The sequence below is a fragment of the Streptomyces sp. NBC_01485 genome (assembly GCF_036227125.1).
Classification (GTDB): Bacteria; Actinomycetota; Actinomycetes; order Streptomycetales; family Streptomycetaceae; genus Streptomyces.
In genome coordinates this window covers 4,639,186-4,663,312 of sequence record NZ_CP109435.1, presented here as the reverse complement: position 1 = coordinate 4,663,312, position 24,127 = coordinate 4,639,186, and the positions used below count along the sequence as shown (strand labels likewise).

Annotated in this window: 18 protein-coding genes, 3 tRNA genes and 1 pseudogene; 12 read left to right on the top strand and 10 right to left on the bottom strand. The window is 67.7% G+C overall.

Annotated features, from left to right (window positions below; translation table 11 throughout):
• Positions 1 to 197 precede the first annotated feature (197 nt).
• The 3 genes from OG352_RS21255 to OG352_RS21245 form a co-directional block, all read right to left on the bottom strand.
• Positions 198 to 1,331: a DUF5677 domain-containing protein gene (locus tag OG352_RS21255; RefSeq protein ID WP_329218946.1), complete on the bottom strand. Its 1,134-nt coding sequence runs from the start codon at positions 1,329 to 1,331 to the stop codon at positions 198 to 200.
• Positions 1,332 to 1,523: 192 nt separating this feature from the next.
• Positions 1,524 to 2,687: a helix-turn-helix domain-containing protein gene (locus OG352_RS21250; RefSeq protein ID WP_329218944.1), complete on the bottom strand. Its 1,164-nt coding sequence runs from the start codon at positions 2,685 to 2,687 to the stop codon at positions 1,524 to 1,526.
• 2 nt (positions 2,688 to 2,689) lie between these two features.
• The gene (locus OG352_RS21245; protein ID WP_329218942.1) at positions 2,690 to 3,499 is read right to left on the bottom strand and encodes a hypothetical protein; all 810 of its coding nucleotides are present in this window, start codon (positions 3,497 to 3,499) and stop codon (positions 2,690 to 2,692) included.
• A gap of 238 nt (positions 3,500 to 3,737) precedes the next feature.
• Here OG352_RS21245 and OG352_RS21240 point away from each other — a divergent pair.
• Positions 3,738 to 3,854: transfer RNA gene (locus OG352_RS21240), tRNA-Ser, on the top strand.
• A gap of 348 nt (positions 3,855 to 4,202) precedes the next feature.
• Here OG352_RS21240 and OG352_RS21235 read toward each other — a convergent pair.
• Complete coding sequence (locus OG352_RS21235; protein ID WP_329218940.1) at positions 4,203 to 5,201, bottom strand: bifunctional DNA primase/polymerase; 999 nt, start codon at positions 5,199 to 5,201, stop codon at positions 4,203 to 4,205.
• A gap of 347 nt (positions 5,202 to 5,548) precedes the next feature.
• Here OG352_RS21235 and OG352_RS21230 point away from each other — a divergent pair, with 347 nt between their 5' ends.
• From OG352_RS21230 to OG352_RS21205, 6 genes are all read left to right on the top strand, one after another.
• Positions 5,549 to 5,863, top strand: coding sequence for a hypothetical protein (locus OG352_RS21230; protein WP_329218938.1), 315 nt, complete (start codon positions 5,549 to 5,551; stop codon positions 5,861 to 5,863).
• 268 nt (positions 5,864 to 6,131) lie between these two features.
• Positions 6,132 to 7,106 carry a bifunctional MaoC family dehydratase N-terminal/OB-fold nucleic acid binding domain-containing protein gene (locus tag OG352_RS21225; RefSeq protein ID WP_329218936.1) on the top strand — a complete coding sequence of 325 codons (975 nt, stop codon included), beginning with the start codon at positions 6,132 to 6,134 and terminating at the stop codon, positions 7,104 to 7,106.
• A complete protein-coding gene (locus tag OG352_RS21220; RefSeq protein WP_329218934.1) occupies positions 7,103 to 7,558 on the top strand; it encodes a MaoC/PaaZ C-terminal domain-containing protein in 456 nt (151 codons plus the stop codon). Before OG352_RS21225 ends, OG352_RS21220 begins: the two co-directional genes overlap by 4 nt.
• Positions 7,555 to 8,724, top strand: a complete 1,170-nt coding sequence (locus OG352_RS21215; RefSeq protein ID WP_329218932.1) for a lipid-transfer protein — start codon at positions 7,555 to 7,557, stop codon at positions 8,722 to 8,724. The genes OG352_RS21220 and OG352_RS21215 overlap by 4 nt, the downstream gene beginning before the upstream one ends.
• A gap of 188 nt (positions 8,725 to 8,912) precedes the next feature.
• The gene (locus tag OG352_RS21210) at positions 8,913 to 9,461 is read left to right on the top strand and encodes a SigE family RNA polymerase sigma factor (RefSeq protein WP_329218930.1); all 549 of its coding nucleotides are present in this window, start codon (positions 8,913 to 8,915) and stop codon (positions 9,459 to 9,461) included.
• A gap of 242 nt (positions 9,462 to 9,703) precedes the next feature.
• Entirely contained in the window at positions 9,704 to 11,359 is a 1,656-nt protein-coding gene (locus OG352_RS21205; protein ID WP_443072490.1) for a long-chain fatty acid--CoA ligase, read from the top strand.
• A 173-nt stretch (positions 11,360 to 11,532) separates the two neighbouring features.
• Here the strand turns inward: OG352_RS21205 and OG352_RS21200 are convergent, their stop codons facing one another.
• Together OG352_RS21200 and OG352_RS21195 are read right to left on the bottom strand one after the other, a co-directional pair.
• Complete coding sequence (locus tag OG352_RS21200; RefSeq protein WP_329218928.1) at positions 11,533 to 16,047, bottom strand: PAS domain-containing protein; 4,515 nt, start codon at positions 16,045 to 16,047, stop codon at positions 11,533 to 11,535.
• A gap of 365 nt (positions 16,048 to 16,412) precedes the next feature.
• Positions 16,413 to 16,949: an SSI family serine proteinase inhibitor gene (locus tag OG352_RS21195; RefSeq protein WP_329218926.1), complete on the bottom strand. Its 537-nt coding sequence runs from the start codon at positions 16,947 to 16,949 to the stop codon at positions 16,413 to 16,415.
• A 155-nt stretch (positions 16,950 to 17,104) separates the two neighbouring features.
• Here OG352_RS21195 and OG352_RS21190 point away from each other — a divergent pair.
• Together OG352_RS21190 and OG352_RS21185 are read left to right on the top strand one after the other, a co-directional pair.
• Positions 17,105 to 17,195 (top strand) — tRNA-Ser (locus OG352_RS21190).
• Positions 17,196 to 17,387: 192 nt separating this feature from the next.
• Positions 17,388 to 17,460: transfer RNA gene (locus OG352_RS21185), tRNA-Arg, on the top strand.
• A gap of 146 nt (positions 17,461 to 17,606) precedes the next feature.
• On the opposite strand, the gene OG352_RS21180 is transcribed toward OG352_RS21185, so the two are convergent.
• The 4 genes and pseudogenes from OG352_RS21180 to OG352_RS21165 all read right to left on the bottom strand — a co-directional run bounded on the left by OG352_RS21180 (position 17,607) and on the right by OG352_RS21165 (position 19,431).
• On the bottom strand, positions 17,607 to 18,275 hold the full coding sequence (locus tag OG352_RS21180) for a tyrosine-type recombinase/integrase (protein ID WP_329218924.1): 669 nt from the start codon (positions 18,273 to 18,275) through the stop codon (positions 17,607 to 17,609).
• The gene (locus OG352_RS21175; RefSeq protein ID WP_132835788.1) at positions 18,275 to 18,457 is read right to left on the bottom strand and encodes a helix-turn-helix domain-containing protein; all 183 of its coding nucleotides are present in this window, start codon (positions 18,455 to 18,457) and stop codon (positions 18,275 to 18,277) included. The genes OG352_RS21180 and OG352_RS21175 overlap by 1 nt, the downstream gene beginning before the upstream one ends.
• Positions 18,454 to 19,056, bottom strand: a pseudogene (locus OG352_RS21170) (replication initiator); the annotation flags it as partial. The gene OG352_RS21175 and the pseudogene OG352_RS21170, both read right to left, overlap by 4 nt.
• A gap of 159 nt (positions 19,057 to 19,215) precedes the next feature.
• A complete protein-coding gene (locus OG352_RS21165) occupies positions 19,216 to 19,431 on the bottom strand; it encodes a hypothetical protein (RefSeq protein ID WP_329218921.1) in 216 nt (71 codons plus the stop codon).
• 442 nt (positions 19,432 to 19,873) lie between these two features.
• On the opposite strand from OG352_RS21165, the gene OG352_RS21160 reads away from it, so the two are divergent.
• The 3 genes from OG352_RS21160 to OG352_RS21150 all read left to right on the top strand — a co-directional run bounded on the left by OG352_RS21160 (position 19,874) and on the right by OG352_RS21150 (position 23,403).
• Positions 19,874 to 21,367 carry an ice-binding family protein gene (locus OG352_RS21160; RefSeq protein ID WP_329218920.1) on the top strand — a complete coding sequence of 498 codons (1,494 nt, stop codon included), beginning with the start codon at positions 19,874 to 19,876 and terminating at the stop codon, positions 21,365 to 21,367.
• Positions 21,368 to 21,692: 325 nt separating this feature from the next.
• On the top strand, positions 21,693 to 22,220 hold the full coding sequence (locus OG352_RS21155) for a DUF5819 family protein (protein WP_329223908.1): 528 nt from the start codon (positions 21,693 to 21,695) through the stop codon (positions 22,218 to 22,220).
• Positions 22,210 to 23,403, top strand: a complete 1,194-nt coding sequence (locus OG352_RS21150; RefSeq protein ID WP_329218919.1) for an HTTM domain-containing protein — start codon at positions 22,210 to 22,212, stop codon at positions 23,401 to 23,403. Before OG352_RS21155 ends, OG352_RS21150 begins: the two co-directional genes overlap by 11 nt.
• Positions 23,404 to 24,127 lie beyond the last annotated feature (724 nt).

Sequence of the window (24,127 nt, the reverse complement as noted above, 5' to 3'; positions counted from 1 at the left end):
GTCACCCTTGTGGCCATCCTCTGGACAACATGTCCCAAAAGGTCGGACACAGAAGGCTGAATTCGCAGGTCAGGGCTCATCTGACGGTGTGAAACCGGCCGGTCTCGTCTGATCCAGCTCGCACCCGCCCCAACACTGATCTGGCCCAACGGCCAGTGGGCAGAGCTGAGTGCGAGAAAGCGATCGCGAGAGCGCGCTCACCTTTTGTGAGACTTCCTTTGTATGCGCTTCAGAATCTTTTCCTCGTCTCGGTCGATACCAAGTTGAGTATCCATGAAAGCATCGAGGCAAGTTGTCCTCATTTCTTCCAATGCTTTCATGCAAAGGAGTGCTTCGAAATCTGCACCTTTCGGAGAGCCTCCAACTACAAGTGAGAATGTCACCTGCAACAGCGAACCAATTGCCATGTTCGCCGGGTCGATAAGTCCTACGTTCGTCTTTCCGGCATCCCGTACGATGATTCCACGGTACTCCAGAAAATTGTGAGCCAGGCCCCTAGCACCGCAATGGACTTCACTACTTGCCCACTGGTAATGAGGTCGAAAGTGACTAAGGGAAGCCTTTTCCTCCAGCTTCCTCAGATTGTCATCTGGAGAAAACTTCTTCGCCCATCCATATTCACGTCTGAAATCTGGGCCGTACTTTGCGATTACTTCGTTGTATCTGCCTTCGAGTTCGTCAAGGTACCCCTGATCAAGCGGCTCCTCGCCGAGGGTCTCGTGATCCTTTTGGAACTGAAGAGCGTCTCTCCGCAAGTGGATGATCTCGTGATCAATGAAACGCTCCGCCAGGTCGCTATGATCCGGATCGGTCGCCGAGTCAGCGATCACGCAGGCAATAATAGCCGTCTCGTGGAGTGTTCGGCATCGCGCCAAGGCCCCCCTCGCCTGGCCATGCGAAATAAGAGTGAGCACCTCACCTGCGACGCGACAGGCGGTCACGTGGAGCCCGGTAAGAGCTTCCAAGGTGCATTCCTGGCTAGTCGTGAGGTCCGTCCATTCCTTATGGGCAGCCTTCTCACCCAATTCACGGCACAAAACATGCATAATTGCGTAGAGATCGAGTGCTTTACCCCATCTTTTCTGGAGCCTTCTGTCGTACCCTCTTTCTCCCCGCTTGTAGGCTCGCAACGAACGCTTGTCTTTCATCATCGAAGCGGCCAGTTTTGGTCCAAGCTCGTTGATCAGTTCAGGAACCGCTTTGGAAACAAGTTCGTCGACCCGATCCGGGTCGAAGCCGTTTCGAACTTTTTCCAGAATGGCATCTTCGATTATGCGAGTGAAGTAATCTTCATCACCGGTCTTGCGTGAGTGTTTGAGGTTTCTGATCATTTCGGTCCCTTTGGCCTCTGTTGTGACGCATTCTAGATGGGTCCGAATCAGTCTGCACCTGATTTATGGGCATGATCATAATAATGCAGCGGGCCGCCACGTCACGAGGCCACTGTGTGGGTGCGAGTAGTGCGGATTGCGAATCGCATACCATCGGTGACGAGTTTCAGGTTCAGGATCTAAGTGCGCGTATCAGTGACGATTGCTGAAAATCGACACGACGCCATTCGGGAGAGCTTCTTTTTCTGCTTCGATTCCCTCTTCGGCGACATATAGCGGAGACCTAGAGCAGATCTTCTGAAACAGATCTAGTGGGACGCGAGATTCTTCAGCAAGCTCCCACGCAGTGACGCCTGAACTTTCCAGGAGGGAAACTGACCCTGGGAGTAGTGACGGTTGTTCAAGCACAGGCATAACGCCAGGCTCCTGTCGACGCCAACCTTTAGAGCTCAAGAACATCATCGCATTGCGGTGTGTCACTTCGCTCATTTCTCCCAGCGCGCGGGAGCGGTATAGGAGAGCTTGTAGACTCACACCCCAAGACTCCTTTAGGCGTTGCAGCTTTCCCCAATCCGCCTTACTCGGTAGCAGTTCAGAAATCTGCTCGCCCGGCATGAGAAATTCTGCCGCGAAACGATCTGCCTGAGCTTCAATCTTCGCTGATCCTGGCTCTGCATCGCTGTGCATTACTAGGTGACCCAGTTCGTGTGCAAGGTCAAATCTCTGCCGGTAATAGTCACGCTTGGTGGGATTTAGCACCACCACGGGTCGGGACATTCCTTCGAAAGAGTAGGCGTCCACGCTGGCGCTTGCTGGTGGACTAAACACGACGAGTACGCCTCTGTTTTCGGCGCTGCGCACCAGATGAGAAATGGGCCCTAGCGGCATTTCCCAAGCCGATCGCAGAGAATTAGCAGCTTCCTCCGGCGAGTCATCGTCGCTTTTTACTTCGAAGTTTGGCACGCTTGCGGCGGGAAATTCGACGTGCCGTTCCAGGGTTGCGGACACTTCTACCGTGGCCAGTCCGTAGGCCAGGGCCTGATCTCGCGCTAGCTGTGTGGTGGATCTAAGTGAGCGGAAGTGGGCTACCACGTCCGAAAATTCCAGTTCGACTGGTCCCGGCAGAAAGAAAGCCGGATCGACACCCAAAGCTAGACTCAACTGCGCGACGGTAGCTGGGGCTGGCCTTTTTGTGTTCTTTTCGTATGAGGCAATCGCTGTGGGCGTTTTGTCGACTTTGTCGGCTAGGCCATTCTTGCGGAGGCCTGCCAGATGGCGGGCCAACCGCAAGCGTTTCCCGTCAAAGAGTTGTGCAACATCACCGACCTGAACCGGGGACCGGTGACGATAATTCATGCTTAACCACTCGTTTCGTTACGGTTGCGCTCGTTTGGCGTCTTGCGGAGGCGCACGGGAGCATCGGAGACGACTTCGTTCGGGTTTGGAGTGTAGGGCTGCGGATCGCGTCCGATAGGAACACCCCCTCCTGGCGCGGGGGGATTGGCCATCAGGTCAAGCCTCCAGTGCCACGACGTGTGCCGGACCAGGTTGGGTCTGCCGAAGAAGAGCTCTCGCTCGCCGAGTTCCTCGTGGATGCTGTGGGCAACCACGAATGTGTCGATGCCTTGATCCTCGGCGGGATCGATGACCAGGGGGATCTCTGGCTGTGCATCCATGATGAGGACCCCCGCCGCGAACAGGTCCCATGCGGGCTCGGGGTCCGGGTGCGAGGCGACACGTTGTTTCGTCTCGCTCTTTCGGGCCCACGGGATCTTTTTCACCGTCCCGAACTCGAACGACTGCAAGAGCCATCGCCGTGTGCCGAACAGCCAGCCGGGCGAGTTGTTGAGTGGCGCGTAGGAGACCAGGTCGGGACCGAGTCGAGGCATCGCGTCAATGTCGTCAGGGTGCAGGCCGTCTCTGACGGCCTCCATGCCGGCCCCGGCAGGCATGCCTGAGGGAAGGCGGTAGTCCCTGCATGAGAAGACTCGATCCATGCGGTCACAAATGAGTCCGTGGGCTACATAGCCGATGGTGCCTGGTTTGTAGCCCCTGCGTGCGTCGTAGCCCCGCATGGTGTCCGCATAGGCGGAGGCCACCGCCCAGGTGATGCCAGCAAGCACGCCTGGTTTCGCAAGGTCGCTGACGACCTCATCCTGCTCGGTCATGGCCGGTACTGTATCCGATGTCAGTAATCTCTGCATCAGGATGAACCGGTGGCCTTGCTGGGTGTCAGGATCCAAACCTCAGTCTTGGTTCTGAACGATACTCGCTGGCACTGACAGCGACCTGCATCTGCGTGCGATCGCTCGTTGGCTCCCCGGGCGGGACTTTGATGCTGCTGCACGGAGGCGGCGACGTCGCCTACGGAGCTGGCGGCCATCTTCTGGCCAACGGGAGTTAGTCGGTGGATGGCAAGGGCTATCTCGGCTGGTCAGGGCCCCTCTTGTAGCGTGAAAGCGGTCGGTCTTGAAAACCGTCGTGGCAGCGATGTCACCGTGGGTTCAAATCCCACACCCACCGCGTGGTGAGCAGTGCGAACGGCCCCTGACCAGGTAGGGATCGGTCGGGGGCCGTTGTCGTGTGCGCGCAGGTCCGGGTGGATCGGCCGGATGAGTCGGATCGGTCGGGTCGGCGGGATCGGTCGGGCGGTGGTCATATTGGCGTCCCGGCGTGTCCATGACCGTTTTTTGACCGGCCTCACGGTCATCACGACCACCCCTTCGTTGAGCCTTGAGCTGCGGTGATGTGTCCTTGGCAGGGGGCTCTACGGGCAGCACAGAGCTCCCGCTGACGCGCGGGGCGTCGCCCTCAGCACCACGGCGACCGCAACCGAACCACCAGCGGGCAAGCGACCGTCGGACACGGCCTCTAGGTGGACCCAGGTGTGCCGTCCCGGGTCATGCGGGCCGCCGACGCGATTGTCGCCCGGGCCTCTCGGGCCGTCAGGCCGGTTCGTACGGCCGCGTCGATCAGGTGCTCGGAGAGTTCCGGGCCGATTCCGTCCTCGTAGGCCCGGCAGGCTGCCCAGAACAGGCGGGTGTTGCGCTGGCCCTCGTGGGCGCCCAGGACGAACTGGAGCAGGCCCCGGCCGTGCGCACCGTCCGCCCTGTTCCCGCCGCCGTACGGTCCTGGGTGGGGGCGGGGCGGTGGGAGCAGGAGGCGTAGGAGGGCGCGGGGGCAGGGGGCCGGGGTGAGGTGGGCGGTGCCGGGGGCCGTGGTGTAGGCGCCGTGGGCGGTGTGGGAGCCGGGGCCGACCAGGTAGCCGCCGGCGCCCCGGATGTCGATGCCGGGGGCGAGGCGGCCGGCCGAGTTGGGGACGACGACGTCCGGTGGGCCGGTGAGCCAGAGGTGGCGGCCGCCGGACGGGGTGCGGACGACGATCGTGGGCGGGATCGTGAAGAGGTGGCGCAGGGCGATTTCGCGCAGGGCGGCCGTGGAGTCCGTGTCCGACTTCGTGTCCAGGTCGACGCCGATGAGGTGGTGCGGGGGCAGGCCGCAGGCGATGCCGTAGCCGGTGGCCCAGGGCGCGGCGGCGAACAGCTCGCGGACGCGGGCCGGGTCGGCGGAGGCGTCGTACACGCCGTGGCCGAAACGGCCGCACTCGCCGTGGCAGGGCGGCCCCATCGCCCCTACCGATCCCATGGGCCCTACCGATCCCACCGGTCCCGCCAGCCCTGTCGGTCCCGCCAGCCCCGCCGGCCTCCCCTGTTCCGGGGCGGCGCGGTGAGGGGAGCGCAGGGCCGGGAGTTTGGTCCGGGACAGGGGGATGACGGCCAGGCCGCGTTCGGCGGTCGACAGGGCGTGGGCGAGGGCCAGCGTGGTGGCCTGTCGGGGGTGCCGGTACCGGTACGGGTCGGTGGTGGCCATGCATCCATGGTCGTACGTGTGTTCGAAAAAAGGAAGAGGGTTGGGCTGCGACGCGCCCGAAGGTGGTCGGTCGGCGGGAAAAGTGCCGGAACGGTTCGCCTCTTGTGGGGCCTGAGGGGCGGGTGTCCGAGTTGCCGGGGGTTATGGGGTCACGGGCAGGAAAAGTGGTGCTAGGGGTTTATCGACTTGTCATCACGCTTGCGTGCTAATCATGGCTTCCGGGGTGGTTCGCCGGGGATTCGTGGGCAACTCTGATCTCGCGACGTCGAGCACGAAACGTCAGGGCGGTCGGCCAACTGCCTTGGTGGAAGCCGTACTTCATGTTCTGAATGTTCTGGAGGAACAACATGGCAAGCATCCGTACCGCCCGCGTCATCGCCGCAGTCTCCGCCCTCCCGCTGGCAGCCGCCCTCTTCACCGGCGTCGCGGCGGCGGACAACGGTGGCTTCGCGGACGACGGATCGAACGCGGGTGTCTCGAGCATCGTCGGCAGCGGTGTCGGGCACGACAACAGCGGCAACTCGGCCACCACACAGCAGAACGCCGTCGGATCGGGGGCCTCGAACCAGAGCAATACCGCGCAGGTCAACGGTTCCGCGTTCACGGCGGTCAACCAGGGCAACAGCAACGTGGCCGTCGGCTTCAGCCCGCTGTGGTGGTGATCTGAGGGGGCCGGCGTCCGGCGCCGGTCCTCGGGGGAGTTCCGTACCGGGTGTGGCTCGTGGGGTGGTAGCGCGTCTGCGCGGCGGTGCTTCGGCGTCGCCGCGCAGACGCGCTTTCCGGTAGCGGACCGTATTTCGCTTTCTCCGCCTTTCCTGACGGGTCGCTCCGGCTTCCTCGACGGGACGCTCCCACTCTCCTTGACAGGTCGTCAGATCTGACAGACAGTCAGAAACCTGCTACGGCAAGGGTCCTGAAGGGAGCGCACCGGTGGACGACGATCCGCTGTACGCACGGCTGAAGGCCCACGTGGGCCGCCCCGCCGCCGTCGCCGGCACCGGCCGCGATCCCGTCAACGCGCCCATGATCAGGCACTGGTGCGAGGCGATGGACGACCGGAACCCGGCGTACACCGGCCCTGGCGCGATCGCCCCGCCCACCATGCTCCAGGCGTGGATCATGGGCGGCCTGAGCGGTCACCAGGGGCGCGCGCAGGCCTACGACGAGCTGCTCGCCCTGCTCGACGAGGCGGGCTGCACCTCGGTCGTCGCGACCGACTGCGAGCAGGAGTACCTGCGCCCCCTGCGGCCGGGGGACGAGGTCGCCTTCGACACGGTCATCGAGTCGGTCTCGCCGCGCAAGACGACCAAGCTCGGCACCGGGTACTTCGTCACGACCCGCACGGACGTCCGCGTGGGCGAGACCCTCGTCGGCACCCACCGCTTCCGCATCCTCAAGTACGCGCCGGCCGGGCGGAAACGGAAACCTCAGGAACAGACATTTCAGGAACGGAAACCTCAGGAACAGAAAGCTCAGGAACCGAGTGCTGCGCAGCCGAAGCCGCAGGAGCTCCGGCCCCGTCCCGTCGTCAACCGTGACAACGCCGGTTTCTGGGAAGGGGTCCGGCACCACCGCCTCCTCATCCAGCGCTGCACCGCCTGCGACACCCTCCGCTTCCCCTGGCTCCCCGGCTGCAACGCCTGCGGCTCGGCGGAGTGGGACACCGTCGAGGCGGGCGGTGAGGGCACGGTGTTCTCGTACGTCGTGATGCATCACCCGCCCTTCCCGGCCTTCGACCCGCCCTACGCGATCGGTCTCGTCGAGCTGGCCGAGGGGGTGCGGATCGTGAGCAACATGGTCGGGGTGCCGTACGACAAGGTGCGGATCGGGATGCCGGTGCGGCTCGAATTCCATTGTTACGACGACGAGTTGACGCTCCCCGTGTTCAAGGGGGTGACGGGGTGAAGGTGGGTGACGTGCTGCCGCCGCTGGAGATCGAGGTCACCCGCACCCTGATCGTCGCGGGCGCGCTCGCCTCGCGGGACTACCAGGACGTGCACCACGACCCCGAGGCCGCCCGCGCGAAAGGCTCCCCGGACGTCTTCATGAACATCCTCACCACCAACGGCCTGGTGGGCCGCTACATCACCGAACTCTTCGGTCCTGCGGCCGTGCTCCGCAGGGTGGCCATCCGGCTGGGGGCGCCCAACTACCCCGGCGACACGATGGTGTTGTGGGCCACGGTCGAGGACATCCGCGACGAGGACACGGTCGTGGTGCGCGTCATCGGCGACAACGGCATCGGACGGCACGTCAGCGGGACGGTGACGGTCACCGTGCCGGGGTGCGACGTGGGAAACCCGCGGCACGGCATCGGCACTGTGACGGTCGACCTCCCGGAAGGCGGTGCGGGGTGAGCGTGCGGGCGCGGGACTCCCTAGGGGGCCGGGCCGCGATCGTCGGGGTCGGGGCCACGGAGTTCTCCAAGGACTCGGGGCGCAGTGAACTGCGGCTGGCGGTGGAGTCGGTCCGGGCGGCGCTGGCCGACGCGGGGCTCGCCCCCGCCGACGTGGACGGTCTGGTGACGTTCACGATGGACACGAACCCCGAGATCACCGTGGCGCAGGCCTGCGGCATGGGTGAGCTGTCGTTCTTCTCCCGGGTCCACTACGGGGGCGGGGCGGCCTGCGCGACCGTGCAGCAGGCGGCGCTCGCCGTCGCGACGGGCGTCGCCGAGGTCGTCGTCTGCTACCGCGCCTTCAACGAGCGCTCGGGGCGCCGCTTCGGCTCGGGGGTGCGGCACCGCGAGCCCTCGGCGGAGGGGACGGCGCTCGGCTGGAGCCTGCCGTTCGGGCTCCTCACCCCCGCCTCCTGGGTGGCGATGGCGGCGCAGCGGTACCTGTACACCTTTGGTATGACCCCGGAGGAGGCCTTCGGGCCGGTCGCCGTCACCGCCCGCAGGCACGCGGCGACGAACCCGGCGGCGTACTTCCACGACCGGCCGATCACCCTCGCCGACCACGCGGCCTCCCGCTGGATCGCCGAGCCGCTGCGGCTGCTGGACTGCTGCCAGGAGACGGACGGCGGTCAGGCGCTGGTGGTCACGTCGGTGGAGCGGGCTCGCGACCTGCCGCAGCCGCCCGCCGTGGTCGCCGCGGCGGCCCAGGGCGCCGGGCGGGCCCAGGAGCAGATGACCAGCTTCTACCGCGACGACCTGACGGGCCTGCCGGAGATGTCCGTGGTCGCCCGTCAACTGTGGCGGAGCTCCGGGCTGGCGCCGGCCGACATCGACGTAGGGATCCTGTACGACCACTTCACGCCGTTCGTGCTGATGCAGTTGGAGGAGTTCGGCTTCTGCGCGCCCGGCGAGGCAGCGGCCTTCGTGGCGGAGGACCGGCTGCCGCTGAACACCCACGGCGGCCAGCTCGGCGAGGCCTACCTCCATGGGATGAACGGCATCGCGGAGGCCGTACGGCAGCTCCGCGGCACGTCCGTGAACCAGCTGCCGGGCGCGAGCCGGACCCTGGTGACGGCGGGGACCGGGGTGCCGACGTCGGGCCTGGTCCTGACCGCGGACGAATGAGACTCCGGGGGCCCTGAGGGGTGTAGGGGACGTAGGGGGCGTCACCCAGGGGTCATCCCGTAGTAGTCGACGTCTGCTCGTCCACCTTCAGGAGGTGGGGCAGGCACCGCCCCTACAACCTGAGAGGGACTCCGCTTCGGGACCTGCGGCCGATCCGCCCGAGCGGCAACCGAACCTAGCGTGGAGTCATGACCACACCCGTCTGCACCAGCGCTTCGAACGGCATGACGCGGCCTTCTCCGTACCCGTCCTTCGCGTCGTACGTCAGGGCCCGTCAGCCGGTGCTGCTGCGCACCGCCCGGTCGCTGACCGCGAACCCGAGCGACGCGGAGGATCTGCTGCAGACCGCGCTCACCAAGACGTACGTCGCGTGGGAGCGGATCGAGGACCACAGGGCGCTCGACGGCTATGTCCGCCGGGCCCTGCTGAACACCCGTACGTCGCAGTGGCGCAAGCGCAAGGTCGACGAGTACGTGTGCGACGAGCTGCCGGAGCCGGACCCGGTCCCCGTCACGGACGACCCGGCCGAGCGCCAGGCCCTGCACGACGCCATGTGGCGGGCGATCACGAAGCTGCCCGCGCGGCAGCGGGCGATGGTAGTCCTCAGGTACTACGAGGACCTCAGCGAGGCCCAGACGGCGGAGGTGCTCGGCGTCTCGGTGGGCACGGTGAAGTCGGCGGTGTCACGGGCGCTCGGCAAGCTCCGCGAGGACCCTGAGCTGGTGCTTGTTCGATAACAGGGTGATGTGTGGGGTGAGGTGGGGTGAGGTGAGGGGCGACGTGGTGGAGGCGTGGGGGATAAATGGGGGCTGCATGGGGGCTGCATGGGGGTTACACGGGGGTCGACGTGGGGTTTTGACTCCGGCTTGACGTGACCCGATCGTTCACCGCTTCCTAGTGACATACCAATCGGTATGTGCGCAGAATCAGCACAACCGTTACCACCGCGTAGGCAATGTCGCCGCCCTGGGAGGACGCCGTGCTGAGCACCATGCAGGACGTACCGCTGACCGTCACCCGCATCCTCGAGCACGGTGTGCTGGTGCACGGACGGTCGCGGATCACCACATGGACCGGTGAGGGCGAACCGCAGCGGCGCAGCTTCGCCGAGGCGGGCACGCGCGCGGTGCAGTTGGCGCACGCCCTGCGCGACGACCTGGGCGTCCGCGGCGACGACCGGGTCGCGACGCTGATGTGGAACAACGCCGAGCACGTCGAGGCGTACTTCGCGATCCCCTCCATGGGCGCGGTGCTGCACACCCTGAACCTCCGCCTGCCGGCCGAGCAACTGGTGTGGATCGTCAACCACGCCGCCGACAAGATCGTCATAGTCAACGGCTCCCTGCTCCCGCTGCTCGCGCCGCTGCTGGCGAAGCTGCCCACGGTCGAGCACGTCGTCGTGTCCGGTCCCGGCGACCGCTCCCTCCTCGACGGCGCCCACGCGCGCGTGCACGAGTACGAGGAGCTGATCGCGGACAAGCCGACGACGTTCGACTGGCCCGAGCTGGACGAACGTCAGGCCGCCGCCATGTGCTACACCTCCGGTACCACGGGTGAGCCCAAGGGGGTCGTCTACAGCCACCGGTCGATCTACCTGCACTCCATGCAGGTCAACATGGCCGAGTCGATGGGCCTGACCGACCGGGACACCTCGCTCGTCGTCGTACCGCAGTTCCACGTGAACGCCTGGGGACTGCCGCACGCCACCTTCATGACCGGCATCAACATGCTGATGCCGGACCGCTTCCTGCAGCCCGCGCCCCTCGCCGAGATGATCGAGCGCGAGAAGCCGACCCACGCGGCGGCCGTGCCCACCATCTGGCAGGGCCTGCTGGCCGAGCTCACCGCCAGGCCGCGCGACGTCTCCTCCCTCACTCAGGTCAGTGTCGGCGGCGCGGCCTGCCCGCCTTCCCTCATGAGCGCCTTCGACGACCTCGGCATGCGGATCTACCACGCCTGGGGCATGACGGAGACCTCCCCGCTCGGCACCATGTCCCGCCCGCCGGCCCACGCGCTCGGCACCGACGAGGAGTTCGGCTACCGCGTCACGCAGGGCCGCTTCCCGGCCGGCGTCGAGGGCCGCCTCACGGGCCCCGGCAGCGAAATCCTCCCCTGGGACGGCGAGTCGGCCGGCGAACTGGAGGTCCGCGGCAACTGGATCGCGGCCGCCTACTACAACGGCCCCGAAGCCGAACCCCTGCGCCCCGCCGACAAGTTCAGCGAGGACGGCTGGCTGAAGACCGGCGACGTCGGCACCATCTCCCCCGACGGCTTCCTCACCCTCACCGACCGCGCCAAGGACGTCATCAAGTCCGGCGGCGAGTGGATCTCCTCGGTGGAGCTGGAGAACGCGCTGATGGCCCACCCGGCCGTCGCCGAGGCCGCCGTCGTCGCCGTCCCGGACGACAAGTGGGGCGAACGCCCGCTGGCCACGGTCGTCCTCAAGGAGGGCGCGACCGCCGACTTCGAGTCCCTGCGCGCCTTCCTCTCCGAGGAGGGAAACATCGCCAAGTGGCAGCTCCCGGAGCGCTGGACGATCATCGAGGCGGTCCCGAAGACGAGCGTGGGCAAGTTCGACAAGAAGGTGCTGCGCAGGCGGTACGCGGAGGGCGACTTGGACGTCACCCGGCTCTGATCCCCTTCCGGCCGTTCACGTGCGGCTGTTCACGTCCGGCCGTCCATGTGCGGTCGTTCACGTCCGGCCGTTCGCGTGCGGCCGTTCACGTGTGTACGCCGGGCAGGAGACGCGAGGCACGCTGCCCGGCGATGCCGGTCTCGAAACCGGAGGCCTCGAAGTGATGAGAGGCCTCAGTTGGTGCCGATGCGGGCCAGCAGGTCCACGATCCTGCTCTGCACGTCGGGGCTGGTGGACCGCTCGGCGAGGAACAGGACCGTCTCCCCCGACGCCAGCCGCGGCAGGTCCGCCTGGTCGACGGCGGCCGTGTAGACGACCAGCGGGGTGCGGTTGAGCTGGCCGTTCGCCCGCAGCCAGTCCAGGATCCCGGACTGGCGGCGATCCACCTGCATCAGGTCCATCACGACCAGGTTCGGCCGCAGCTGCCCGGCGAGCGTGACGGCGTCCGCGTCGCTCGCCGCCCGCGCCACCTGCATCCCGCGCCGCTCCAGCGTCGAGGTCAGCGCGAGGGCGATCTCGGCGTGCTCCTCGACGAGCAGCACCCGTGGCGGATGCTGCTCACTGTCACGCGGCGCGAGCGCCTTCAGCAGGACGGCGGGGTCGGCGCCGTACGCCGCCTCGCGCCTCGCCTGACCCAGCCCGGCAGTGACCAGCACCGGCACCTCCGCGGCGACGGCGGCCGTACGCAGCGACTGCAGCGCGGTCCGGGTGATCGGCCCGGTCAGCGGGTCCACGAACAGCGCGGCCGGGAAGGCGGCGATCTGCGCGTCGACCTCCTCGCGCGAGTTCACGATCACCGGCCGGTAGCCACGGTCGCTGAGCGCCTGCTGCGTGTTGACGTCCGGCGCCGGCCACACCAGCAGCCGACGGGGGTTGTCCAGCGGCTCCGGCGGCAACTCGTCGTCCAGCGGCTGCGGCCGCGGCGGATCCGCCACCTCGACGGCACCGCCGGGCCCGTCCAGCGGCTCGGGCCCCTCGGCGGCGTTCTCGTCCGGGGCCCCTATGGCGTACGACCGCCCGGCCCCCTCGGTCCCCGGCTCACCCGGCACGAGCCGCGACTGACCGGCGAGGGAGGGGTGCGGGAGGGGCGCGGAGGTGGGCGTGGGGGTGGCGGTCGGGGTGGGCGAGGGGGCGGCCTGCGGTGCCACCGGTGCCTGCGGGACCTGTGGTGCCTGCGCCACGACGGGCTGCTCGGCCGACGGGTGCGGGCGGGCCGTCTGCTCCGGGCGCGTGGCCGGGTCGGGCGGGGTCCCCAGCTTGCGGCGCCGCCCGGAACCGCCAGAGGCGTGCGGGGCCGGGGTGGCCGAGGAGGACTGCGCCGACGGCAGCCCCGGCTGCGCCTGCTGTGCCTGATGCGCTTGATGTGCTGGCTGTGCTTGATGTGCTTGATGCAGCGGCAGTGCCTGCTGCGGTTGTGGCTGCGGCTGCTGCACCTCCGCGGCCTGCCGGGTGAAGGGCACGCCCTGCCCCAGCGTCCGCACGCTGATCGCCCGACTCTGCGTCGAGTGGGCGTCCATCGGCCGGCTCGCCGCGGCCTCGGCGGGCAACGGCTGCGCCGCCCGCGGCTGTCCGACGGCGGCTTCGGGCGGCAACGGGGTGCCTCCACCGGGCGTCGGCATGGCCGGGACGACCGGGACGGCCTGCGCGGGGGCGGGCGCGGCTTCGGCCGGGAGCGGCTGCCCTTGACCGGCGGCGACGGGCCGATCGACGCCCTCCCCTGCCTGTACCTGGGGCTGCGCCTGTGCCTGGGGTTGCGGCTGGTGCTGGTGCTGGTGCTGAACCTGTGCCGGGACGGCGGCCTGGGCCACGGCGGGTTGGGCGACGGCCCGTCGACGACGGCCCGTGGGCGCGCTCGTGGGGTGCGGCTGGGGCGGGGTGTGGTCGTCGGCCTGGTCGTGCGGGACGGCGTCGTGTCGTCCGTGCTCGCCCGCCGAGCCCTCGGAGGAACCCTGAGCCGGCGCCTGGGCGTGGGCCTGGGCCTGGGCGGGAATCGGAGCCTGGGCGGGCACCGGAACGGCTCCCGAAGCCGTAACCGGAACCGGAACCGGCGCCGGACCCGAAGCCGGAACAGGACTTTGGGCGTGACCCTGAGCCGGGATCGGCCCCGCAGCCCGTGCCTGATCGGCGGCGCTCGTACCGCCGGAACCCGCCGGCTCCGGCACCCGGTCCGCTTCCGCGGGCGGCAGGGCGAACACCGCACGCGGCCCCGCCTCCTGCGCGGCGGCGCGCTCGTTGGCGGCGGCCAGGGCACGCCGACGGCGCCCCGTCGGCTGCCCGCTCTCCGCCTCCGTACCGCCACCCGTGCCCGTCGCCGAGGCGTCCGCAGGCGGCAGCGCACTGGCGATCGCCGGCAACGCGGGCGGCAACGCGTTCTGAAGCTGCTGGGGTTGGTGAAGCTGTTGAGGTTGCTGGGGTTGGTGGGGCTGCGGGCTGTCCGGCGCGTGCCGGGCCCGCCGTCCGCCCGGCACCGGCACCGGCACACCCTGCGGCGGAACGGTGCCGCCAAGCCCCGTACCCGAGGCCGCGGTCCCCGCCGCGTGCTCGGCGGCGGTGACGACGGCGCCCTCGCTCACCCCCCCGTCGACCCCGGTGCCGGCCCCCGCCTCGGCCCCCACGACGGCGATCTCGGCCGACCGCCCACGCCGCCGCCCGGTGCCGTCAGAGCCCTCCGCGCCGTCCGTATCGTCGCCGACGGACACCTCACCCGGCGTCTCGTCCACGGCCACGGCCACGGCCACGGCAGCGGATTCGGACGCGGAGTTGGAGGTTGAGTCGGAGGTCGAGTCGGAGGCGGCACGCCTGCGTCGCCGTCCGGTCGGAACCGCGGCCTCCGCCTCGGCGCCGCCCTCGGCGGCAGCCGGCCCGTCACCCTCCAGGAAGGCGTCCACGGAGGACCGCCGAGCCCGCCGACGCCCCCCGACACCCTGCTCACCCGGGAGTTCCGCACCCGCACCCCCGCCGCCCCCACCGGCCACGAGGGCGGGCAGAGCCATGGAAGCGGCCGGAGCCACGACGGCCCCCGCACCCCCACCCAACGGCACCTCGAGCACGTACGCGCTGCCGCTCATGCCCGGCACCTCGTGCGTCTGCAGCACGCCCCCGTGCGCCCGCACGATCCCGCGCACGATCGGCTCGTGCACGGGGTCGCCGCCGGCGTACGGCCCGCGCACCTCGATCCGTACGACCTCACCGCGCTGCGCGGCGGCCACCACGACCGTGTTGTCCATGTAACCGCCCGCCGAGACGGGCGCGTTGCCGGTGGCGTCGACGCCCGCGACGTCGGCCACGAGATGCGCGAGCGCGGTCGCCAGCAGCCGCACGTCGACCTCGGCCTCGATGGGCGGCGCGTGCACGGCGAACTGCACCCGCCCCGGCCCGATGAGCTCGACGGCCCCGTCGACACCGGCGGCGACGACGGCGTCCAGCATCACCTTCGTACGGACGACGGACTCGACCCCGGTGTCGAGCCGCTGGTACCCGAGGACGTTGTCGATGAGCGTGGTGATCCGCGAGTAACCCGCGGACAGGTGATGGAGCACCTGGTTGGCCTCGGGCCACAGCTGGCCGGCGTCGTCCGCGGCGAGCGTGGCCAGTTCGCGGCGCAGCTCGTCCAGGGGACCGCGCAGGGAGCCCCCGAGCAGGGTGAGCAACTGCTCGTGCCGCCCGGCGAGCGCCTCGTACCGGTCCTTCTCCCGCTCGCCCAGCGAGGCGTAGCGCTCCTCGCCCGCCGCGAGCTCCTCCTCGTGCCGCTCGCTCAGCTCCTCGACCTCGGTGACGTGCTGCTGGCGCAGCGCGGTGAGGTCGGAGGCGTGCTCCTCGGAGAGCTTCTCCAGCTCCTCCGCGTGCCGCTCCTCGACGGCGTCCTTCTCCTCGGAGAGGGCGTCGTAGGGCCGCCGGTCGGTGAAGGTCATGACGGCGCCGACGAGTTGGTCGCCGTCGCGCACGGGAGCGGTGGTCAGATCGACCGACACCTTCTCCCCGCCCTTGGACCACAGCACCTGCCCGCGCACCCGATGCTTGCGCCCGGAGCGCAGGGTGTCGGCGAGCGGCGACTCGTCGTACGGGAACGGCGTGCCGTCGACGCGCGAGTGCAGCACGAGGTCGTGCAGTTCCTTGCCGCCGAGATCACTCGCCCGATAACCCAGTATCTGGGCGGCGGCCGGATTGACGAGCACGATCCGCCCGTCGGTGTCGGTCCCGACGACGCCCTCGGACGCGGCCCGCAGGATCATCTCGGTCTGCCGCTGCGAACGCGCCAGCTCGGCCTCGGTGTCGACGGTGCCTGACAGGTCGCGTACGACGAGCATCAGCAGCTCGTCGGAGGCGGAGGGGTAGCCGTAGCCGTCGTAGGCCTGCTGCCCGTTCTCGAGGTTCGCGCTGGTCACCTCGACGGGGAACTCGGTCCCGTCGGTCCGCCGCGCGACCATCCGCGTCGGCTTGGTCCGACCGCGCGGATCCATGTGATCGGGCCGCCGCATGGACCCCGGGATCAGCTTGGAGTCGAACTGCGGCAGCAGATCGAGCAGCCCCCGCCCCACCAGAGCCGTACCCGGCGTCTCGAACGCCTCGAGCGCGATGGTGTTCGCGTTGACGACCGTCCCGTTGGCGTTGACCAGCACCAACGCGTCGGGAAGAGCGTCGAGTATGGCTGCGAGGCGAGCAGCGCCTCGGGATGGCCTGCTGCTCACGAGTCGCTTCCTCCCTGTTACCGCACCTTGCCCACCGCTCGGGCCATCTTGCCAACCGGTCCGCAGCGTGTCACGCGAGGGAGTCTAAGGGCTGGGGTACCGCCGTCGCCGCCGGATGAGAGGCAGCTCGCACGACGAAGTGACACAGAACGTATGTCCTTACGCCCGTCCTCACCTCTGTCCTCGCGTGTCGTCGCGCACGACCGCCTGCTCAGGCTCCGCGGGACCTCCGCGCGACTTTTACGGAACGGGTGCTTCTGTCACGAGCGGTCTGTGAGCAACGTAAGTCAGCACAAGTCATGATATCGACGAGTGCCGACGAGTGCCGGCGGGTACCGACGAGTGCGGGCGGGTGCGGGCGGGTGTCACTGCGTGGCGGACGGGCTCAGATCCGGCAGCAACGGCACGAACCGATCCCACCGCTCGATCTGACAGCCGTTGCTGCGGTCGAACGTCGCGTCGACCGGACGCCCGGCCCAGCGACCGGTGACATGGGCGGTGGCCGGTCCGCCGTACCGCATGGTGCAGACGCCACCGTCCGGCACGGGCGCGAAGGCATCCCGCCCCCACCGCGTGTTGCGGTCAACGACACGACACGCACTTCCCACGTCCAGGTGATTGCCACTCCCCGGGTGGCAGTAGACCTCGAACGTCCCGTCGCCCCGCCCGCCGACCTGCCGGACGGTGACCGTCAGATGATCGCCGGAGACCCGGTCCTCCTCCCGGACGGGCGGCGGCGCGAGCGAGACGCCATGGCCGCCGGCCCCGGCATACGCGGTGACAGGCCAGACGACCACCGAGGCGACCGCGGCGACACAGACGGCGGACAGGGCAGACACGGCAGATGCGGTGACGGCGAACCGCTGCAGCGGGATGCCCTGGAACGGGATGACCTGGAACATGACCGGACTAACGCCGCGCCCCCGACGACGTTGCGCCCCGACAACGCCTTTGCCCTACGGCCCACCTGCCTAGTACCGTGGATGCCGATTGGTGACGCACCGCGAGACTGTGTCATCATCTGCACGCACCACTCGCACACGCGAGAGGTTGTGCTGGAGGCGTCGCCTAGTCCGGTCTATGGCGCCGCACTGCTAATGCGGTTTGGGACTTCAATCCCATCGAGGGTTCAAATCCCTCCGCCTCCGCTCGATCATCGAAGCCCCGGTCCAGGCGACCGGGGCTTCGTCGCGTCCCCGCCCCCTCAGAAGCCGTTTCCGCAGCTCACAAGGGGTATGGCAAACGGATTTCACATGACGGCGGCAGTCATGTAATGTTCTTCCTGTCGCCGCGAGCGGGCCAGAAGGACCACAAGCAAAGACAAAAAAACCGAATAACAAGCACTCGTAGCTTAACGGATAGAGCATCTGACTACGGATCAGAAGGTTGCAGGTTCGAATCCTGCCGAGTGCACAGCAGACCAGAGGCCCTAAGGATCACTCCTTAGGGCCTCTGGCTTTTGCCTTGACGGCAGTGCTTGACGGCAACCGCCTTCGGGGGCGAATCAGACGGCTACCGGGACACCGGCCGTACCGTCGTCATCGTCCGGGTCGTTGCCGTCACCCCTTAGGGCATCCCCGACGCGATCGAAGGCCGAGCGCTGCGAGTCGAGCCGCACGAAGGTGTAGATGTCCATGGTCACGCGGATCGAGCTGTGGCCGAGTACCTCCATGATCATGCGGGCGTCGGCGCCCCTGTTCATGGAGGAGCGACGCGCAGGTGTGGCGCAGATCGTGAAAGCGGACCTTGCGGACGCCGGCCCGGATGGACAGCGCCTCGAAGGAGCGGTTCAGGTTGCGCGGCTCGATAGGGGTTCCGTTCCGGGTGGTGAAGACGAGGCCCTGCCCTGTCCCCTTCCAGTTGTTGCCCGCTCCCTTCCGGTCGGCGATCTGCTGCGCGCGCTGAATCAGCAGTTCACCGCCGACCCGCTGAAGAGCCTCGTAGTTGACGTAGGTCGTCCGGCGGACCTTGCCTTTGGCGATGTTCGTCAGCCAGTACGTCAGGTACTCGGCAATGGTCATCTTGTTGGTGGCGACCGGGAGGCCGCTGAGGGAGTCGGCCTTGAGCTTGGTCAGCTTCTCGTGCGCGTCGTCCCAGGTCTTGCCGTAGACGCTGCGCCGCTTGTAGGTGCCGTCCGTCGTGAGGACGTAGGCACTGCCCTCCCAACGGCCGTCCTTGCGCAGGTAGATGGTGCCCTCGTTGTTGGGGTTCTTCTTCGGCGTGGCCATCAAGCGGCTTCCTGTTCGGTGCGGAGGGATATGTACGCGTCGACGGCGGCTTCGCTGATGCGTCGGCAGCGGCCGATCTTGAAGGAGGCGAGTTCGCGGGAGCGGATCAGGTCGTGGACCTTCCAGCGGCTGATGCCGAGACGTTCGGCGACCTGGTCCACGGTGAGCACGGCCGTCGTCATGCAGGCAGCAGCCCTTCTTGTTTGGCGCGTTGGGAGTGGGCTATGTCGTGGCGGACCTGCGCGGCGAGGAGTTCTTCGCCGGGGCGGTAGCCGCTGCTGAGGTAGGTCCACGAGGAGGCGGTGACGAGGGTGGTGTTCTCGTCGTCGACGGGGAGGCCGGCGCGGATGCGGGTGGCTTCGGCTTGGGCGGTGCGCCAGGCTCGGCGTACGTCGCGGAGTGCGCCGAGGGTGGTCGAGTAGGCGCGGGACTTGCTGGAGAAGAAGTGGCCGCGGAAGCCGAGCATGTGGGCCCACTTCCAGAGCTTGAGGTGGGCGAACTCGGGGAGGTGGCCGAGCGCCCAGGCGGTGCGGATCATCTGCCGGGCGTGCTGCTGGACGGGGAGGCCGGTGAGGGGTTCGGCCTGGCCGGTGCCGTCGCAGTCGGCGCAGAGGTCGCGGAAGCCGTCGGGGCCCCGTACGTAGCCGCGTCCGGCGCAGGGGCGACACATGAGGGTGCGGTCCACGGTGCCCGCGCCTTCCGCGTTCTTGGTGGCGTACTTCGCGATGTATCCGGCGACTTTGGCGTCGGTGAGTTCGCCGTCACTCAAGGCGGAGATCTGGTCCGACGGAACTGCACATTCTCGTAACCTACGAGTTCTACGGATCAGAAGGGTTGCAGGTTCGAATTCTGCCGAGTGCACACAGGTCAAAGGCCCCGCCGGTTAATCCGGGGGGCCTTTGGCGTCAAGGGGTGACAGCAACGCCCCTGGAAGGGCTGTTCAGCCGCCGAGGATGCCGTTAGGCAAGAGCGTGCTGAGGGCGTTGCCGCTCAGGATGCCCGACAGGATGTTGTTGACCTGCGGGATCAGGCTCTTAAGGGCCGGAGCCTCGGCAGCTTGGGCGCTGGCGATGCCGACGATCAAGAGTCCCGCATTAAGAACGGCGACTGTCGTCGTGCGTACCGCGGTCCGCCGAGCGACGGTAGGAATGGCCATTTTTCCCTCCACGTTGCTGCAGGTCGCGGGCGACGTCCGCCCGACCTGATCAACCTGACAACTGTGTTGCGCGCCATGGGTTACTCCGGGCTCCGGCCGATCCATGATCGTGCGAGTGTCCTGCCCTGAGCGTGCAGTAGGGAGGCGCACCTGCGATTCCGGCTGTACGGATTTTGCGAGGCCGGCACGTCACGCCAATTACTTTATATGATATTCCGATTCGAGACTTACCGCGTCCGTCAAAAGTCACCCATATGGATCGTGTTGTTAAGTTCTCTGCGGTTCCTGGCCAGTTAATCTCCATCCAAAACCTCTTTCCCGAGACCGCCGCGCAGGCCATTGAGCCAGCGGCGCATGTGGGCGAGAAGAGGTTTTGGCTCGCGACTAATCGACAGGGACATAAAAACACTCACCGCATTTCCCTAGAGGAGTAGACCCCTCGATGACGCAGAACATCTCTGGTGCGAATCAATTTCGCACAATGCCCGCCTGGATCACGGTGGTCATCACGGCGTTGATCGCTGCTGTCGCAGTGGTAATGGTGCCGACGCGGGCAAGTGCCATTACGACACCTGTTCCCCTCGGTTCTGCCGAAAGCTTCGCGGTGCTGGGCGGCGAGGCGGTCACCAATACCGGTTCTTCCCTGATCAGCGGAGACGCCGGGGTGTCACCAGGAACTTCGGTCACTGGGTTCTGTGACCCACCGCCGCCGGCGATCGCAGCATCCCCGCCGTGTGCCAATGTGATCAACGGGACCGTCCACATCACAAACGGGCCGGCCAACTCTGCCCATGCCGCACTGCAGAATGCGTACGGCGTCGCCGCGGCCCGGGGCCCCGTCGACGGCACCCTCAACTCGGAGCTCAGCGGCGCAGGCGGCCCGACGGGGCTGGGCCCGGGCTTGTACGGCTTCGTCCCCGGTGTGGTCACGAACTCGGGTGTTCTCACGCTGAACGGCGGCCCCGATGCCGTCTGGGTATTCAAGGTCCCCTCCGGGCTGACGCTGGCATCCGGCAGCCGAATGGAATTCACAGGCGGCGCCACGGCATGCAATGTCTTCTGGCAGATCGGAAGTTCCGCCAGTTTCGGCAGCGACTCCTTCTCCGTGGGCACCTTCATGGCCCACACCTCGATCACCATGGAGAACAGGGCGGCGGTCGAGGGTCGGGTGCTGGCCGGCGCTGTGGCCGAGTCCGGGATCGTGTCGTTGATCAACAACACGATCACCCGGCCGACTTGCGGGACATCCACCACGGCTGGAACGACTACCGGCACCACCGCGGGAACGACGACCGGAACCACCGCAGGAACGACCACCAGTGGGGGCCTCCTCGGCGGCGGCCTCGTCAGCGGTGGCCTCGTCACGGGTGGCGTCCTGGGCGGCCCCATCGTCGGGACCGGCGGCACCTCGGGCAACACCGCCGGTAACTCGTCCGGAAACACTGCGGGCAACACCGCCGGAAACAACGCGGGCAATACCGCCGGTAACACCACCGGCGGGAACACCGCGGGCAACAGCGCCGGGAACACGACCGGCGGAAACGGCCCCGGCGGGAACGACCATGCGCCGGGCGGACCGGGCGGACCGGGCGGACCGGGCGGACCGGGCGGACCGGGCCACGGTGACAACGGTGGCAACGGAAGGCCGGACCACGGCGGCAAGCTCGACCTCGGGCAGTACATCCACCCCGGTAAGCCCGACCACGGCAAGTACGACCAGGGCAAGTACGACCAGGGCCGGGAAGACCACGGCAAGTACGACCAGGGCCGGGAAGACCACGGCAGGTACGACCACGGCCAGGGCGATCACGGCCAGGGCGATCACGGCCAGGACGATCACGGCAAGCAGTCCGACGAGAACTTCGGCTACGACGACGTGCCCAAGGGCCACGAGGGCCACGAGGGCCACGACCACTCCAAGGACCACGAGGGCTAGGCAGCTCACTGCGGCCAGTCCGCTCACCGGATGACGGCGCGCGGCGGAACTCTCATCGAGTCCGCCGCGCGCCGTCGGTGGCAGCCGACGCAGAAATCAGGTGCGAGCAGCTGAAATGAGAAAGACAGGGTACGCGGTGCCGAGCGGAATTGACTCAGCGGATGTGAAGGAAGTTCAGCACTCCGAATCAGGTCCGGTCGTGCAGGAATGTCCTGACGCGACGGTCGTACCGCCCAGGTTGCCGAGAGGTTCCCGTGCGCTGAAATCCGGACTGTGCACCACCGTGGTCCTGTGCCTGGCGGCGAGTGTCGTCCACGTGATTCTGATGTTCCTCCACGTGGCACCGGCCAACACCGTCTCCAAGCGATACAGCCCGCTGATCAATGCCTGGGTGTACCCCTTCTTCGAACAGAATTGGCGGCTTTTCGCTCCGGACCCCGAATCCGTCAATCGGCAGATTCTGGCGAGAACCGCGCACACCGGTTCCGACGGATCGGTTCAGGTGAGTCCCTGGTTCGACCTGACCGCCGTGGACCGTTCCGCAGTCGTGCATGATCCGTTCCCGAGCCACACGGCGCAGAACATGTTGCGCCGGGCCTGGGCCGGCTACGTCGACTCGCACGGAGGAGACGACAAGGCGCGCACCGAACGCGCCCTGATGATGCAGAAGTACCTGAGCAACATCGCCGCGGACCGCGCCGCCGCCCGCAAGGACGGCACCTTCGACTTCATCCAGCTCCGCGTCGTCACACTGCCCATCCCCGCGGCCGGCCCCGCCGTCGGCGATCGCCCGCGGACGCCGGTCGAGAGCCGGCTCCTGCCCTGGTGGAAGGTGTCCCGCCATGGAAACTGAGGCGCAGAGGACCGCGTCCGCCGGCGTCGACCGGTGGCTCGCCGACCGGATCACCGCCGTGTGGGACCTCCTGACCGGCCGCCCGGTGTCCCTGTACGCGGCGTCGGTGCTGCGCATCGGCTACGGACTGCTCTACCTGATCTTTCTGCTGCGCGAGTTCCCACACCGTGACGAGATCTGGGGTCCGGGTTCTGCGTGGACGCCCGCCCTGGCACACCAGCTCTTCGAGCAGACGGGCTGGTTGAGCGTCCTGACCCTGTCCGACAGCCGCGCGTACTTCGAGCTCTGCTATGTGCTGGCGCTGGTCACGACCGCACTGTTCATGCTGGGCTGGCGGACCCGTGTCCTGTCGGTCCTCTTCGCCGTCGTGGTGACCTCGTTCCACGGCCGGGCGATCTTCATGACGGACGGGGGCGACAACCTGGTCCTGCTGATGTCCATCTACCTAGTCCTCACCGCGTGCGGCCGACGCTGGTCCCTGGACGCGCGCAGAAACAGGCTGAAGGCGGTCGATGCGGGCACCGCGTCGCAGCCGGCCGGGAATCTCATGCGGCAACTCCTTGATGCCCGGACCACTTTGATCACGGTGGTGCACAACTGCGGCATGTTCGTGATCGCGGTGCAGGTCTGTCTTCTCTACGGATCAGCCGGCCTGTACAAGGTGCAGGGAGCGTTCTGGGGCGGCGGCACCGCGCTCCACTACGTCCTGAACCTCGAACTGTTCCAGCCCTGGCCCGCTCTCTCCCACTTCGTGGACGAGCACACGATCGTGGTCGCCGTCGTCGGCTACATGACCGTGCTCTTGCAGGTGGCCTTCCCGTTCGTGCTCTTCGGCAGGCTCAAGTACCCCGTCCTCGCCATGCTGCTGGGTATGCACATTGGCATCGCCGTGCTGATGGGGCTGCCTCTCTTCTCCGGCGCGATGATCGTCGCGGACGCCGTGTTCCTTCCCGACCGCTTCTACACCTTCCTGCCTCAGCTCTGCCGACGAGCGGTCCAGCGGACGGACAGCGGACGGCCGGCGCCCGGAGCGGCGGCAGGCCCCGGAGCCGTACCTGCGCAAGGCGGGCCCGGCGGCGCACCCGGCTCGAAGCATCGAGTCGTGCTCCCGGCAGGACCGAAAGACACCATGCTCGCCGACGAGCCCGCGCCCCCCAGGCCTCCCTCGACAACGGTTGACTGACCCTGCCACGGCGACGGGGCACGCGGCGGAGCGAGCCGCCTGAAGCAGCAGAGAATGACGGCTGGGGCTGGGGCTGGGACGGGCGCGGACAGCCGGGCGGTGGCGTCACAGTCCAGATTTGACGGCAGTTCTGACGGCAACGACGGCACACCGACGCGCATGATGACTAACCTGGCCGATCGAAATCCGAGGCTGTCGGCATCTCGATCGGCTTGTTGCCCGATCCTACGGATCAGAAGGTTGCAGGTTCGAATCCTGCCGAGTGCACACAGGTCGAAGGCCCCGGAGAGATCCGGGGCCTTTGGTGTTTCCGGGTCGTACAGCAGAGAAGTACAGCGACGGTTGATGTCGGAGGCTGATGTCAGCCCGCTTCGCCGCGTCATGGCGATCTGCGAGTGACGGATGCCTACGGATCGGGCCCGGGGGTCGAGCCGCTCGGACTTCGCCTCGTGACCGTCCCCGGTCTCCAGGACTTCGTGGGCCGCCGGCAGTGCGGCCTGTGACGTTCGGGTACGGCCCTGTGGGGCCGCACTGCGGGTTGATTCCGCTGATGAGCGGGGGTTGAGCGTCAACTCTCCGCCGTCGAGTCTCGGTTCTGGCCGACGGCGAGTGCCTCGCTTCGGTCGCCCCACAACGGCGGCGACAGGTCATCGTCGACCTTCCCGCCAAAGCCGGCGCACACCCCCCACCGGGGGCGGCGCAGCACTGTTCATCCAGGAAGCCG

What these genes read in the sequence shown, in the direction of transcription:
- OG352_RS21180 (WP_329218924.1), bottom strand. Translation starts at nt 18,275, where the DNA reads ATGGCCACGCCGAAGAAGAACCCCAACAACGAGGGCACCATCTACCTG.
- OG352_RS21210 (WP_329218930.1), top strand. Translation starts at nt 8,913, where the DNA reads ATGACCACACCCGTCTGCACCAGCGCTTCGAACGGCATGACGCGGCCT.
- OG352_RS21245 (WP_329218942.1), bottom strand. Translation starts at nt 3,499, where the DNA reads ATGACCGAGCAGGATGAGGTCGTCAGCGACCTTGCGAAACCAGGCGTG.
- OG352_RS21150 (WP_329218919.1), top strand. Translation starts at nt 22,210, where the DNA reads ATGGAAACTGAGGCGCAGAGGACCGCGTCCGCCGGCGTCGACCGGTGG.
- OG352_RS21165 (WP_329218921.1), bottom strand. Translation starts at nt 19,431, where the DNA reads ATGGCCATTCCTACCGTCGCTCGGCGGACCGCGGTACGCACGACGACA.
- OG352_RS21255 (WP_329218946.1), bottom strand. Translation starts at nt 1,331, where the DNA reads ATGATCAGAAACCTCAAACACTCACGCAAGACCGGTGATGAAGATTAC.
- OG352_RS21250 (WP_329218944.1), bottom strand. Translation starts at nt 2,687, where the DNA reads ATGAATTATCGTCACCGGTCCCCGGTTCAGGTCGGTGATGTTGCACAA.
- OG352_RS21230 (WP_329218938.1), top strand. Translation starts at nt 5,549, where the DNA reads ATGGCAAGCATCCGTACCGCCCGCGTCATCGCCGCAGTCTCCGCCCTC.
- OG352_RS21160 (WP_329218920.1), top strand. Translation starts at nt 19,874, where the DNA reads ATGACGCAGAACATCTCTGGTGCGAATCAATTTCGCACAATGCCCGCC.
- OG352_RS21155 (WP_329223908.1), top strand. Translation starts at nt 21,693, where the DNA reads ATGTTCCTCCACGTGGCACCGGCCAACACCGTCTCCAAGCGATACAGC.
- OG352_RS21235 (WP_329218940.1), bottom strand. Translation starts at nt 5,201, where the DNA reads ATGGCCACCACCGACCCGTACCGGTACCGGCACCCCCGACAGGCCACC.
- OG352_RS21175 (WP_132835788.1), bottom strand. Translation starts at nt 18,457, where the DNA reads ATGACGACGGCCGTGCTCACCGTGGACCAGGTCGCCGAACGTCTCGGC.
- OG352_RS21195 (WP_329218926.1), bottom strand. Translation starts at nt 16,949, where the DNA reads ATGTTCCAGGTCATCCCGTTCCAGGGCATCCCGCTGCAGCGGTTCGCC.